Origin of the sequence: Streptomyces sp. G45 (genome assembly GCF_049542095.1) — a bacterium.
In the GTDB taxonomy this organism is placed as follows: Bacteria; Actinomycetota; Actinomycetes; order Streptomycetales; family Streptomycetaceae; genus Streptomyces.
The window spans coordinates 6,272,978-6,285,417 of record NZ_JBMUZU010000001.1 but is presented as its reverse complement, the minus strand read 5'-3'; the positions used below and the strand labels follow the sequence as shown (position 1 = coordinate 6,285,417).

Here is a 12,440-nt window from a genome sequence, read left to right as displayed (position 1 = left end):
GGTGCCGATCGGGGGTGTTGCCCTCCCCCTTCGACGTATCTAATTAAACCATATTCTAACGAGTTGATCAAGCACTCTTGGCATGATCGCGCTCACTCCCACAGCGGGCTGCGGCGGCGCGGAACGCTTCGACGGCCCCTCTGGTGGTGCGGCCCGGCTCGTCGCCCCAGCACCACAACATGGTGCGGCGGTAGGCGTCTTCGACCATCCGGAGGTGCTGCCACGCGGCGGGCCGGACCGGGCGGCCGTTGACGTGGTTGCTGATCGCGACGAGGGAGCGTCTGAGCGCGCGGTGAAAGGCGCCCCACAGTTCCTCGTCATGGTCTGACCAGCGCGGTTTGACCGCACGGACGCCTTGGTCCCACGCGTGCAGCACGCTGCACGGGGCGGACTCACCGGGCTTTCCGGGCTGCCAAAGGCGCTCGCCCTGATACAGGCCCACGCGTTCGATGTGGTCTGCGGCGACCGCGAGGACGCGGGCGGGCGTGGCGTGATGATGCTCAACAGGCATGCGACGGACTTCTTGTTGCGGGGCTACGGAGCCGGGGGCGGGGCGTCGCCGCCCCCGGCTCGGGCGACTAGTACGTGAGCGCTCCGGCGGCGGGTCGGCCGATGCGGCGTCCCCCGATGTCGGCGCGGCCCCCTGCGGCCCATCCGTCGCCGTACCCGCTGCCCCTCATGGTGGTCCTGCCGCTCCGCGTACGGGGGTAGGCGGAACGGTAGTTGCGTTCGACGAGCGCCTTGCGGTCGGCCAACACCAGGGCTGCGCTACGGCCACCGGCCGAAGTCTCGTGGGCTGCGTCGTTGCGCGCGCGGCGCTCGGCCTCCTCGACGCGGGTGCCGACGCGGCTGATGTAGCCGAGCAGCCAAGACCGGCGCCACGCACGGGGTGATTCCCCGAACGGTACGACCTGCCGGGCGAGGCTGCTCTCCATCTGGAGGAGCAAGGAGGAGTAGAGAAGTTCCGCGCGCTGAATGTCCGACTCGTAGCCGAAGACGTGGACCTCGCGCGACGGACCGTTTCCGTTCCGACCAAGGTGGATGAGTTCGCAGCTCATAGCCTTGGCTATGCGGTTGATCAGGCGGACACGCTCCATGGCCCAGGGGTTGGTGATCGTGATCTTCCGATCCGTGGGAGCGTCGCGGTCAGCGCGCCCGTCGTTGAGCATGGCCTCCTCGATGCCGTACTTGGCCATGAGCTGAGCCGCCTTGGCCGTCAGCGACTCGGCCTCTTCCGCGAAGTTGGTCGCCTCAGCCTTGGCGAGGAGGGCGCGGATCCTCGCGAGCATGGGGTTCTGCTGTCCTTCAGACATCACACGTCTCCTGGTGAGAGATTCCGCCAAGCCAGTCGACTCAGCGGGGCGCCGGTCGGGGGTTGCCCTCCCCTTCCGACACATCTAATTAAACCATGCTTTTAGGGTTGAGACAACCCCTGACCTGGTGTTTTACGGTGGAGACGGCGACCAGAACAGGCTGACGGCCTCGGCCACAACGGGCCTGTGGCGGGGTTCCCTCCTCGGTCGGACGGCGCTGCTGTGCGTGCCGTGGTGCAGGGGTGCGGGGTGGAGCGCCCGGAAGCCGGGGCTTTCTGAGGTACGAGGAAAGTCCCGGACCCGGACGTACGACCCCGTACCCCTGCGGCGCGGTGCGCTTTGCTGGGTCGGCCGGCCGAGGAGGGAACCCCGCCTCCCTCTCCGCAACCACGACGGCGCGACACCCGGGGGACTTGCCCCCTCCCCCTCCGAGGGAGGACCCGCCGGAGGCACGAAGATCTTGAAGCCAGCACCACTGTCTGCCATGTGAGTTCTTCCCAATCCCGTGCCTACGGTGCGGGCCATGAGCAGGTACTCCGAGCAACAGCACGTCGCGACCGAGGAAGCCGTCCATGACCTCGTCGGGGAGGCGCAGGGCGCCCCGCAAGGCCAAGTTGCCGACAGGAGTGCGCCCCCGCCGCGCAAGGAGCTGGTGGGCCTGGACGGCGCGGAGCTGCGGCATGAGGCGGATCGGCTGGCCGGGCGCTGGGCGGAGGCAGCCGACCACACGCTCGCGGCTTCCGCAGGTCTGCCGAACGACGGCGGAGCGAGCCGATGACCGCGGCTTCGACGGGAGGGGTGAGCGCGGCTGAACTCCGGCGCCGGGTGAGGGAAGTTGAGGCTCTCCAGGCGAGGACGCGGGAGCTTGCGGCGGCGAGCGTCCTGACGACGCGCAAGGCCGCCGCGGAGGCGGCGAAGGCGAAGGAGGACGCAGACGTCGCGGCGCGGGAGGCGTCCGCGGCTGCGCTGCGGCTGTTCGGCAACGATGTTGAACTCGTCGCGCAGTTGCTGGGGATACCGGCTGAGGACCTGGAGCGCGAGGCGAAGCCTGTTACCGCGGCTCGGGCCAAGGAGGTCATCGAGGGGCTGCGGGCACGCGCCGAGCGTCCCCGCGTCCGGCGTACGCGGCCAGCGCCTGCCGTGCAGGATCGGTCCGCGCCTCCGCCAGCGACTGCTCCGGTCGTCGTGAGCCCGGACGACGGCGGGTCCGGTGTCGGCTGAGGACGGCCCCGGCCTGTTCCCGCTGTCCGAGCTGGCTCCGTCGTCCTCCATGGATGATGGGCCGCCTGAGCAGCTCGCCCTGGTCGGTGAGCCGTCGCCGGTGCGGATTCCGGCTGCGGAGTGGTCCGTGTGGCTCGCTGACGGATCGGTCCGGGCTCGGTACTGGGCGAAGGTGTACCGGACATCCGGTACGGGCTGCTGGTTCTGGTCCGCCGGGATCAGCAGCACGGGGCATGCGACCTTCCGCGCGGCGTCCCGGCCGGGGCCGACGCGGCGGGGCACTGTCCCCGCCCATCTGTACGGCTACCAGCTCGCCCACGGCGTGATCCCCCGCCTGGGCTGGGGCAGTGACAACCCGACCGTCTGCCACACCTGCGACAACCACTCGTGCCAGCAGCCCCAGCACCTGCGTCTCGGGACACCGGCCGAGAACCGGGCCGAGTGGCTCGAACGACGGCGCGACCCCAACGGCCCGCTGGCGGACCTCCGCGGGCCCGCTGGCCGCGCGCGCGACATCGCCGCCGCGATACGCGTGGGCCTCGCGCTCGGCGAGTCCGACGCGGCCATCTCGCACCGCATCAGCCGGGCGTCGGCTTCCGGCAGGCCGCTGAGCCTGTGGTGAGCGCTACCGCTTCTTGACCATGAACTGGAGGACTGCACCTATGAGTTCGACTTCTGAGTACGAGACCTCGGCGGAAGCGGATCTCTCCGGCCTCATGGCTGGCCCGCGGATCACTGTGGACGAGCTGGCCGTGGAACTGGCCGGGATCGAGCTGCGGCTGCGGCAGCTCGCGCGCGCCGCCGAGATACCGTCGGCCCCGGTGGAGCTGGCGGACGCCATCGACATCATGCGCTCCTCGGCCGCGAGCGTGCGCAGACTCAGTGATCAGTTGGAGACCGTCGCCCGGATCGTCGAGGGCGACGTGCCGCTGGCCCGGCACTTCGAGCGGGGCGACCCGTGGGGAGTGGCCGCGCGCGGAACCGATCACCAGGACTTCGGCGGTCCGGCCATCGTGCCCACCTTGTGGCAACTGCTGCACCTCGCCAAGAGGGCGACGCAGCCCCGGGACATGGAGGGCAGCGACGAGACCACCACGTACCCGGAGGCGATGGCCGGGATCGGGATCTGGGAGTCGAAGGCCGCGGCCGTCAGGCGTCGCCGCGAGCGGGACGCGGCAGTCGCCGCCGAGGTCCTCCGGCGCTCGTGCGAGCGGTGCGGCGCCGGTGAAGGCGAGCTGTGCCGCACGAGCAACGGCCGCTCCTCCGAGAAGCCCCACGTTGCTCGCTTGCGGAAGGCAGAGGGAGTGGTCGATGCCCGGCTCGGTGCGCTCGGCGAGAACCCCGTGGCTGTGCCGGACGCCTAGCACCGAGGACGGGGACGGCCAGGACGAGGTGGTGGCGCGGCAAGTTGAGCAAGCCCTCGCGAAGGTTTACTAGGTGACTTTCGGAGCGCGTTATCGGCTTTAGGTCGACCTATCATTTCCCCTGGACTAGCTCATATCGATCGTGAGAAACGAGGTTCGCTACGGACACGAGTTCCCCGCCCCTTCCAGAAGGCCCAGGAGGAGCGGGGATCGCGCACTTCCTTCATTTAGCCCTACTCCTTCTCGGAGGACTCCTCTCCTGCAACCGCCGATCGAGAGTAGCTCGTTGATTGAATTGCCTCACGCAAAGCAGCAACGACTTGCTCTCGATCAGCAATGGTCGCAAGAACTTGACTTGCCAGCTGATCCGGATCCAGAAGTACAGCAAGAACCAGATGCTCAGGGTTGACTGCCTCGTGGCCCATAAACCTTGCGAGCGTGTCCGCCGAGCCAACGACCTGATTCCAGGCAGCAGTATGGATGAGCGGTTCATCGTTCGGGCGAGCCATTTATGCCTCCTGACTGCCATGACGGGAGAACCTTTTAGCTACCCTGCACAGGGGGCGCTAACCGACTGCCAGGTGACGCAGGCTGCGCGCATCAAGTGATCGCTCAGGTGCAGAACTCGCGCGTCGCCGTACGGCAGCCATCCTGCTGCCGCCAGGCATAGCGCTGTTCTACATCACCGTTCGTGCTCCAACTTCCCTTCCAGTACTTGCAGAGCCACCTGTCCCCATACTTGTCGACCTTAAGGTCTCCGGACTTGGCGTACGTGCACTGGTACTGAACCTGCCCTCCAGGCCTGCAGAAATAGAACTTCGACCCCCCGGGGTACGAACCCGACCGGACGTTGCAGGTCACCTTCGTGTCATCGAGCGGAGTGACCATTGAAACAGTCTTCTTACTCTCCGCCGAAGCTCCCTGCTCGACCGCCATAGCCGATGAGGAGCTAAAGACGATCATTCCAGCAAGACATAGTCCCAGCGCAACCCGTGCCGACTTCAACATACGTCTCTTTCTCCTTTCTGGCTTGTCCTCATAACTCACCCCTAGGCACCTTAGGTGACCTTGGCTGCACGAGATCCAAGCTTCTCGCGCGATTGCTTTCGATGCTCATTTCACACCAGGGAAGCAAAGGAGGCAATACATAGTTACAAGAGCAAATAACCTGGCCAAAAATAGCTGTGCCACGAGCAGGAAAACGGAACTCTAGATCTCTGTTTCTGCGGGATGTGTAGATGTGCTGCAAGCACCCGAATCTGCTGGACAGAGCCCTGGGGGGAAACCGCCATCGTGCACTGGGATCAAAGATTGCATGAAGGGAAAGAGTCCTGGCCGTGACATCTCGTTCATGAGCAGGATTCTGACTGTCTGCCCCACGGCAGATTTGGTCGCGGTGGCATGGGCTCGACCTGGCCGAGCAGTAGACGCGATTGAAGGCGGGCTGTTCGTACTGCTGGGCCCACTGGGGGCGAGCGGCATGAGCCGGGTCTTCCTGGGCCGCTCGCCCGGCGGGCGGCGGTGGCCGTCTAGGTCGTCGCCAAGGGCGTCGGCAGCGGTGAAGTGGTCATGGTGAACGTGGACAGCGGCAAACAGCGCTGGACACTCCCCATCGACCACGGGGGTAAGAGCACTCACTGTGGCCGACGGCATGGTCTCCGCCGCGACCAGCGACGCCGTGGCCGCCATCCGGGCACGAGGACAAGCCCACAGTGCTCCACCGGGCCACACCGGCCTGACTCCGCCGTGCCGCCTTGCAACCAAATTCGAACACGCGATCTAATCTTAGGTATGCACCGACACACATTCCCTGACGACCTCCTGGAGGCCCAGACCGCCTGGTACGTCACGTACGGACAGCTCGCCACCGCTCCATCAGCCAGCTCAGCCTCTCTCCGGCGTCGGCTGCTGCGGCTCTCCCGGCAGATCGTCGGCCACCCCTACTGGCGGACCCCCGCGGGTACGCCCGCGGCCCGCGTGGCGCTCAAGGAGCGAGCCCTCACGCTGGCCGCAGGGCCGCGGTCGTGACGCTCACCGACCGTCAGATAGGGATCGTGCGCAGCGCCCGCGAATGAGTCGCCGAGCACGGCGAGGCCCTCACCCTGTGTGAACTCGCCGCCGCAGGACTCACCTCCGCTTCCTCCGTCCACTGCCAGTTGGCGCAACCAATTCAGCAGGGCGTAATCGTGGAGGCCCGGGGCCGCCGCAGCACGCGATGCCGGTACTGCGGGCACTGATCCTGCTGCGGCGGCCTACGCCCGGGGGCAGTCCTATCAGCCCGACGACGTCGCCAAGGCGGTTTGTGGTGCGCCGAAACCCACGAAGCTGAGGCACGGGTTCCGCATTTACGAAGCGCACGTCGCGACCGCCCACCCGCTCACATCTGCCCAGCAGGCTTGAGCGCCCCACTATGCCGCGCTCTCCCTCTCTCCACAGAGAGGGAGAGGGAAGAGAGGGAAGGCGGGGCAGGTCGGAGGGCGACCTAGGCTTTGGCGATCTCCGGCATCCTCGCTGGGCTCATGGCCCATTCCACGGCCGCCACCACGTCGTCGTCCGCGGAGTCCAGGAGATGCCCGTACCGGTCGACCGTGGTCGTGATGGACTCGTGCCCGAGCCTCCCCTGGACGACGGGCAGGGGGACCTTCCTGGCGATCAGCCACGAGGCGTGCGTGTGGCGGAGGTCGTGGACACGTGGCCGCTTCGTCAGGCCAGCCTCGTTGGCGGCGTTCAGGGCAGGCTTCCACCGGTGGGCGAAGAAGTAACCGGAGTGCCAGGCCCCTCCCCCGGGCGCTGTGAAGATCAGGTCCTGCGGCTGCTTGCCTCGACAGACGCGCTTGAACAGCTTCACTTGATCAGGAGTGAGGACAAGGGTTCGTCGGGACTTCTTCGTCTTGGGGGCGCCCAGATACGTGCCACCCTCCGCCCGGCGCTTCCACGCGCGCTGTACCCGGAGCTTGGGGCGCTTGCCGGTGAACGTGAAGTCGCGGGGCTGGAGTGCCGTGGCTTCTCCCCAGCGCAAGCCGCTGCCGACCAAGGCGTCGACCAAGTCGACCGCGTCCTCCTTCAGGTGGGAGCGGAGGACCGCGTACTCCTCCGGCTCCAGGAAGACCTCCTCGTCCTCGGCCTCGTCCCCCTTCGGCAGACGCGTGTGCGCGCACGGGTTCGAGTCGCGCAGCGGCGGATCGGCGGTCACGGCGGTCTGGAGGATGCTGAAGAGCAGCCCGTGGAGGTTGGCGATGGTCTTCGGCGCGTAGGCCCGGCGCACGGTGCCGGGCTCGTGGTGCGGGCCCGGTCGCCCCTCTTTGAGGTCATTGATCCACTGACTGACGTGATCACGCGTGATCTTGTTCGCGTGATCCGATACGGCCAGGTCCCGGAACCACGGGATCATGTGGTTCTCTATGAACTTCTGGTAGTTGGTACGCGTGTGGCCAGATATGTCCGTGAGCAGGTCAACGTACTTGCGAGCGTAGGCGGGGAACAGTTGGTCGGCGGGGCACTCGCCCTCGTCCGACTCGACGAACCCCTCCCCCTTGACCCAGCCCGGCGGCCATTGCTGTCCGTGACCGTTCACCAGGTCGCGGAAACGTTTCGCCATATCCACGTCGTCGAAGGACTCGCCCTGCCAGCCGCCGCCACGGGAGCCGCCCAGTCGCCACACGACCCTGTAGGTCACCGCACCCGACTGCCGTTCGTAGGTCTTGATGCTCGCCATGACAGGCATCGTAGGAGGGGTGCGTGTGGCAAATGTGAGGCAAAAAGCGCAGCGAAAAGGCCCACGGAGTGACGTTTCCGCAGGCCAGATCGATTCTGCTTCGGTGGGGCGGGTGGGACTCGAACCCACGGCCGACGGATTATGAGTCCGCTGCTCTAACCGGCTGAGCTACCGCCCCCAACGGCGCGTCGCGCACATTTGTGCGCGCCGTCTGCCGCAGCATAGCCGCTCATACGATCTCCTGCTCCAGGGGATCGGCATCGCACGACCATGAGGACCCCGCAGCGGGCCGCGCGGTTCCACCTGCGGCTCATCAGATGTGCGCGAGGGGCGTGAAGAGGGGCGCGCGGGGGGTGATGGGGGGCGGGCGGAGCCCGGGGGCTCGGGGTGCCGAGGGGTGCCGGGGTGTTACGCGCGAGGACCCCTGAGGCGCCTTGACGGTGCCTCAGGGGTCCTCGCGTACAGCTCTCCCGACTGGACTCGAACCAGTAACCTGCCGGTTAACAGCCGGCTGCTCTGCCAATTGAGCTACAGGAGACCGAGCTCCCCCGACTGGACTCGAACCAGTAACCTGCCGGTTAACAGCCGGCTGCTCTGCCAATTGAGCTACAGGGGAATGACTCCTGGTGACGGAGTCACTGCAACAATGTCACTTACCTGGGGATTCCCGGGCGGCGTGCGCTCGCTGCGACACATACATTAGCGCAAGCAGGGGGGTGCTCCGCCAATCGGTATCCCCAGGCGACCGACGTCGGCAGTCGAGGCAAGGGAAGGGTGGCCGTCATGCGCTACCGGCTCACATTCGTGGCAGGACTCGTCATCGGGTACGTGCTCGGGACGCGGGCCGGACGGGAGCGCTACGAGCAGCTGAGGAAAACCGTCCGGGAGATCTCCCAGAACCCCGCCGTCCGCAACACCGTGGAGTCCGCCGCCCAGCAGGGCCGCGACGTGGCGGGCAAGGCCTTCCACTCGGTGTCCGAGAAGGTCGGCGACCGGATGCCGGACTCCGTGGCGGAGCGCGTGCGGTCGCTGCGCGAGCGCGGACAGGGCGACACCGAGGACGACTGGGGTACCAGTAACACCTAGGCAGGCATCAGCGGCACAGCAGTGACGCATCAGTGATCTCTGCGACCTCTGCCCCGGGCTGGGCCTTCCCGCCCGGGGCAGAGGCGCGTCCGGGGGCGCCCCGAGGGCCTGACCGGGGGCGTTTCCGTGGGGGCGGACGTCTGTGCGAGGCACCCCCCGGGGTGCGGCAGAATCCTCGGCATGGGGATAGTCGCGGGGTTGGACAGTTCGCCCGAATTCACACGCATCGTGGTCTGCGACGCCGACACCGGCGCCGTGCTCAGGCAGGGGTACGCCCCGCATCCGCTGGAGAGCGGCGAGGGCGGGCGCCCGGCCGATGTCGACCCGCAGGCCTGGCTGCTCTCCCTCGGCGAGGCGGCGGGCGGGGGGCTGCTCGAAGGGGTGCAGGCCATCGGCGTCTGCGCGCAGCAGCACGCGCTCGTCCCGCTGGACACGCAGGGCGCCACGGTGCGGCCCGCGCTCGTCGGCAGCCACGCCCGCGCCCAGGTCGCCGCCGCCGACCTCGTCGACGCGCTCGGCGGGCGGCAGGCCTGGGCGCAGGCCGTGGGCTGTGTGCCGCAGGCGCCGCTGCCGGTGGCGAAGCTGCGCTGGCTGGCCAAGCACGAGCCGGAGTCCGCGCGGCGCGTGGGGCTGCTTATGCAGGCGCACGACTGGCTGGTGTGGCAGCTGCTCGGGCGGCCCGCGCGCCGGACCACGGACCGCGGCGGCGCCTCCGGCACCGGCTACTGGTCGGCGGCGACCGGCGCGTACCGCCCGGACCTGGTGGAGCTGGCGCTCGGGCACCAGGCGATGCTGCCGGAGGTCATCGGGCCCGCGGACGCCGCGGGCACCACGCCCGAGGGGCTGCTGATCTCCGCGGGTACGGGCGAGACGCAGGCGGCGGCGTTCGGGCTCGGGGTGGGGCAGGGCGACGCGGTCGTCTCGCTCGGCGCCTCCGGTTCCGTGATGGCCGTGCACCACGAGGCGCTCGCCGACCCGACCGGCACCATCACGTCGCTCGCCGACGCGACCGGTCTGCACCTGCCGGTGGTGCACACCGCGAACGCCGTACGGGCGCTGCGCGGCACCGCCGAGATGCTGGGCGTGCCGGACCTGGAGGCGCTGTCCGACCTGGCCCTGAAGTCGACGCCCGGCGCCCACGGGCTGGTCCTGCTGCCCTATCTGGAGGGGGAGAAGACGCCGAGCCTGCCGCACGCCGCGGGCACGCTGACCGGCCTTCGGCGCGAGTCGATGAAGCCCGAGCACCTGGCGCGGGCCGCCTTCGAGGGCATGCTGTGCGGGCTCGGCGACGCGCTCGACGTGCTGCGCGGGCGGGGCGTCGAGGTGCGGCGGGTGTTCCTGCTGGGCCCGGCGGCCGACCTGCCCGCGGTGCGGGCGATCGCGCCCATGCTGTTCGGCACGCAGGTCGTGGTCGTGCAGCCCGCGGACTACGCGGCGATCGGGGCGGCGCGGCAGGGCGCGTGGGCGCTGACCGGGCGGCTGCCGCAGTGGCAGGGGGCGGTCACGCAGGTCTTCGAGCCGGGTGAGGAGCTGGCGGTGGGGCAGGCGGTGCGGCAGCAGTACGTGACCGTGCGGGAGCAGGCGCATCCGGGGGCGTTCGCCGGTACCGCCGCGGGGCCTGCGGCTGGCTGAGGCGTGGGGTGCGGGCGGGGTGCCCTCGCGGGGCGCCCCAGGCCCGCCCCTTCACCGAAACCAGGGGGCCCACCCCTGGCACCCCCGGCCTATTGCCGCTTCGCGGCTCGTCCTCAAACGCCGGACGGGCTTGAATACCCGCCCCCGGAGGCGAGGACGAAACCGCCAGGACAGGGGCCCGCCCGTCCGGAGCTCTGTGTGAGGGGTTTGAAACGTTTAGTGCACCCACTTCTTGACCCGGATCAATTTTTGACTCGATCATGGGTTAATTCGTTGCGCGCCCGGGGGGCCGGTGGCGCAGGATGGTGGGCGCCCATCGCCCGCCCCGCACTTCCTGACGTTCACCGACTGCTGCCGAGAGTTGAGCGTGCTCATACGACTCCTGCGGACCCATCTGGCTCCGTACAAGAAACCCATCGCCCTGCTGGTGCTGCTGCAGTTCCTGCAGACCTGCGCCTCGCTGTACCTGCCGACCCTGAACGCCGACATCATCGACGAGGGCGTCGTGAAGGGCGACACCGGCTACATCCTGTCGTTCGGCGCGCTGATGCTCGCCGTCACCGTCGTGCAGATGGTGTGCAACATCGGCGCCGTGCACTACGGCGCCCGCACCGCGGCGGCGCTCGGCCGGGACGTGCGGGCCGCCGTGTTCGACCGCGTCCAGTCGTTCTCCGCGCGGGAGATGGGGCAGTTCGGCGCGCCCACCCTGATCACCCGCACCACCAATGACGTCCAGCAGGTGCAGACGCTCGTGCTGATGGCGTTCACGCTGATGGTGACCGCGCCGATCATGTGCGTCGGCGGCATCGTGATGGCGCTCGGCCTGGACGTGCCGCTGTCGGGCGTGCTGCTGGCCGTCGTGCCGGTGCTCGGCGTCAGCGTCAGTCTGATCGTGCGGCGGCTGCGGCCGATGTTCCGCACCATGCAGGAGCGGCTCGACACCGTGAACCGGGTGCTGCGCGAGCAGATCACCGGCAACCGTGTCATCCGCGCCTTCGTCCGCGACGCCTACGAGAAGCAGCGCTTCCGGGGCGCCAACACCGAGCTGACCGATGTCTCGCTCGGCACCGGGCGGCTGCTCGCGCTGATGTTCCCGATCGTCATGACCGTGGTGAACCTGTCGTCGATCGCCGTCGTCTGGTTCGGCGCGCACCGCATCGACAGCGGCGCCATGGAGATCGGCGCGCTCACCGCGTTCCTCGCCTATCTGATGCAGATCGTCATGGCCGTGATGATGGCCACCTTCATGTTCATGATGATCCCGCGGGCCGAGGTGTGCGCCGAGCGCATCCAGGAGGTCCTGGACACCGGCACCAGCGTCGTGCCGCCCGCCGAGCCCGTGCGGGAGCTGCGCGGCCACGGCCACCTGGAGCTGCGCGGCGCCGGATTCCGCTACCCGGGCGCCGAGGAGCCCGTACTCAAGGGCATCGACCTGATCGCACGCCCCGGCGAGACGACCGCCGTCATCGGCTCCACCGGCAGCGGCAAGTCCACGCTCCTCGGCCTGGTCCCGCGCCTGATGGACGCCACCGAGGGCGAGGTGCGCGTCGGCGGCGTCGACGTGAGCGCCCTGGACCCGGCGCTGCTGGCCCGCACCGTCAGCCTCGTACCGCAGAAGCCGTACCTGTTCGCCGGGACCGTCGCGAGCAACCTGCGGTACGGCAATCCCGACGCCACGGACGACGAGCTGTGGCACGCCCTGGAGGTCGCGCAGGCCCGGGACTTCGTGGCGGGGCTCGACGGGGGGCTGAACGCGCCGATCGCGCAGGGCGGCACCAATGTGTCCGGCGGGCAGCGGCAGCGCCTGTCGATCGCCCGCACCCTCGTCCAGCGCCCGGAGATCTACCTGTTCGACGACTCCTTCTCCGCGCTCGACTACGCCACCGACGCCGCGCTGCGGGCCGCGCTCGCGCACGAGACCCGCGAGGCCACCGTCGTCATCGTCGCCCAGCGCGTCGCGACGATCCGCGACGCCGACCGCATCGTCGTCCTCGACGAGGGCCGCGTCGTCGGCACCGGGCGCCACCACGAGCTGATGGCCGACAACGAGACCTACCGGGAGATCGTCCTCTCCCAGCTGACGGAAGCGGAGGCCGCGTAATGCCCCCA

General features: G+C 68.8%; 12 protein-coding genes and 3 tRNA genes. 8 read left to right on the top strand and 7 right to left on the bottom strand.

Annotation, left to right across the window (positions count from 1 at the left end):
- Positions 1–67: 67 nt before the first annotated feature.
- Together ACOBQU_RS26465 and ACOBQU_RS26460 are read right to left on the bottom strand one after the other, a co-directional pair.
- Positions 68–511, bottom strand: coding sequence for a DUF6197 family protein (locus ACOBQU_RS26465; protein WP_423630169.1), 444 nt, complete (start codon positions 509–511; stop codon positions 68–70).
- Positions 512–578: 67 nt separating this feature from the next.
- Complete coding sequence (locus tag ACOBQU_RS26460; RefSeq protein ID WP_423630167.1) at positions 579–1,313, bottom strand: DUF2786 domain-containing protein; 735 nt, start codon at positions 1,311–1,313, stop codon at positions 579–581.
- 523 nt (positions 1,314–1,836) lie between these two features.
- Between ACOBQU_RS26460 and ACOBQU_RS26455 the strand changes: the two genes are divergently transcribed.
- Genes ACOBQU_RS26455 through ACOBQU_RS26440 form a run of 4 tightly spaced genes read left to right on the top strand, consistent with a single transcriptional unit; the run spans position 1,837 to position 3,898 of the window.
- Positions 1,837–2,091 carry a hypothetical protein gene (locus ACOBQU_RS26455; RefSeq protein WP_423630165.1) on the top strand — a complete coding sequence of 85 codons (255 nt, stop codon included), beginning with the start codon at positions 1,837–1,839 and terminating at the stop codon, positions 2,089–2,091.
- Positions 2,088–2,534, top strand: a complete 447-nt coding sequence (locus tag ACOBQU_RS26450) for a hypothetical protein (protein ID WP_423630163.1) — start codon at positions 2,088–2,090, stop codon at positions 2,532–2,534. The genes ACOBQU_RS26455 and ACOBQU_RS26450 overlap by 4 nt, the downstream gene beginning before the upstream one ends.
- A complete protein-coding gene (locus ACOBQU_RS26445; protein WP_423630161.1) occupies positions 2,524–3,156 on the top strand; it encodes a hypothetical protein in 633 nt (210 codons plus the stop codon). Before ACOBQU_RS26450 ends, ACOBQU_RS26445 begins: the two co-directional genes overlap by 11 nt.
- Before the next feature lie 40 nt (positions 3,157–3,196).
- Positions 3,197–3,898, top strand: coding sequence for a zinc finger domain-containing protein (locus tag ACOBQU_RS26440; RefSeq protein ID WP_423630159.1), 702 nt, complete (start codon positions 3,197–3,199; stop codon positions 3,896–3,898).
- Positions 3,899–4,131: 233 nt separating this feature from the next.
- Here the strand turns inward: ACOBQU_RS26440 and ACOBQU_RS26435 are convergent, their stop codons facing one another.
- The gene (locus tag ACOBQU_RS26435; RefSeq protein ID WP_423630157.1) at positions 4,132–4,407 is read right to left on the bottom strand and encodes a Clp protease N-terminal domain-containing protein; all 276 of its coding nucleotides are present in this window, start codon (positions 4,405–4,407) and stop codon (positions 4,132–4,134) included.
- 1,282 nt (positions 4,408–5,689) lie between these two features.
- Here ACOBQU_RS26435 and ACOBQU_RS26430 point away from each other — a divergent pair.
- Positions 5,690–5,926 (top strand): hypothetical protein, encoded by a 237-nt coding sequence (locus ACOBQU_RS26430; RefSeq protein WP_423630155.1) that lies wholly within the window; start codon positions 5,690–5,692, stop codon positions 5,924–5,926.
- 454 nt (positions 5,927–6,380) lie between these two features.
- Here the strand turns inward: ACOBQU_RS26430 and ACOBQU_RS26425 are convergent, their stop codons facing one another.
- The 4 genes from ACOBQU_RS26425 to ACOBQU_RS26410 form a co-directional block, all read right to left on the bottom strand.
- On the bottom strand, positions 6,381–7,613 hold the full coding sequence (locus tag ACOBQU_RS26425; RefSeq protein ID WP_423630153.1) for a tyrosine-type recombinase/integrase: 1,233 nt from the start codon (positions 7,611–7,613) through the stop codon (positions 6,381–6,383).
- A 104-nt stretch (positions 7,614–7,717) separates the two neighbouring features.
- Positions 7,718–7,791 (bottom strand) — tRNA-Ile (locus ACOBQU_RS26420).
- Positions 7,792–8,078: 287 nt separating this feature from the next.
- A tRNA-Asn gene (locus ACOBQU_RS26415) sits at positions 8,079–8,151 on the bottom strand.
- 5 nt (positions 8,152–8,156) lie between these two features.
- Positions 8,157–8,229: transfer RNA gene (locus ACOBQU_RS26410), tRNA-Asn, on the bottom strand.
- A 167-nt stretch (positions 8,230–8,396) separates the two neighbouring features.
- Here ACOBQU_RS26410 and ACOBQU_RS26405 point away from each other — a divergent pair.
- The 3 genes from ACOBQU_RS26405 to ACOBQU_RS26395 all read left to right on the top strand — a co-directional run bounded on the left by ACOBQU_RS26405 (position 8,397) and on the right by ACOBQU_RS26395 (position 12,432).
- On the top strand, positions 8,397–8,699 hold the full coding sequence (locus ACOBQU_RS26405; protein WP_423630151.1) for a YtxH domain-containing protein: 303 nt from the start codon (positions 8,397–8,399) through the stop codon (positions 8,697–8,699).
- Between the two features lie 180 nt (positions 8,700–8,879).
- Complete coding sequence (locus ACOBQU_RS26400) at positions 8,880–10,331, top strand: xylulokinase (protein ID WP_423630149.1); 1,452 nt, start codon at positions 8,880–8,882, stop codon at positions 10,329–10,331.
- Positions 10,332–10,698: 367 nt separating this feature from the next.
- Complete coding sequence (locus ACOBQU_RS26395; RefSeq protein ID WP_423630147.1) at positions 10,699–12,432, top strand: ABC transporter ATP-binding protein; 1,734 nt, start codon at positions 10,699–10,701, stop codon at positions 12,430–12,432.
- Positions 12,433–12,440: the final 8 nt, after the last annotated feature.

Bases quoted from the DNA above. Each gene is read 5' to 3' on its own strand.
- ACOBQU_RS26465 (WP_423630169.1), bottom strand. From the start codon at position 511: ATGCCTGTTGAGCATCATCACGCCACGCCCGCCCGCGTCCTCGCGGTC.
- ACOBQU_RS26460 (WP_423630167.1), bottom strand. From the start codon at position 1,313: ATGTCTGAAGGACAGCAGAACCCCATGCTCGCGAGGATCCGCGCCCTC.
- ACOBQU_RS26455 (WP_423630165.1), top strand. From the start codon at position 1,837: ATGAGCAGGTACTCCGAGCAACAGCACGTCGCGACCGAGGAAGCCGTC.
- ACOBQU_RS26450 (WP_423630163.1), top strand. From the start codon at position 2,088: ATGACCGCGGCTTCGACGGGAGGGGTGAGCGCGGCTGAACTCCGGCGC.
- ACOBQU_RS26440 (WP_423630159.1), top strand. From the start codon at position 3,197: ATGAGTTCGACTTCTGAGTACGAGACCTCGGCGGAAGCGGATCTCTCC.
- ACOBQU_RS26435 (WP_423630157.1), bottom strand. From the start codon at position 4,407: ATGGCTCGCCCGAACGATGAACCGCTCATCCATACTGCTGCCTGGAAT.
- ACOBQU_RS26430 (WP_423630155.1), top strand. From the start codon at position 5,690: ATGCACCGACACACATTCCCTGACGACCTCCTGGAGGCCCAGACCGCC.
- ACOBQU_RS26425 (WP_423630153.1), bottom strand. From the start codon at position 7,613: ATGGCGAGCATCAAGACCTACGAACGGCAGTCGGGTGCGGTGACCTAC.
- ACOBQU_RS26405 (WP_423630151.1), top strand. From the start codon at position 8,397: ATGCGCTACCGGCTCACATTCGTGGCAGGACTCGTCATCGGGTACGTG.
- ACOBQU_RS26400 (WP_423630149.1), top strand. From the start codon at position 8,880: ATGGGGATAGTCGCGGGGTTGGACAGTTCGCCCGAATTCACACGCATC.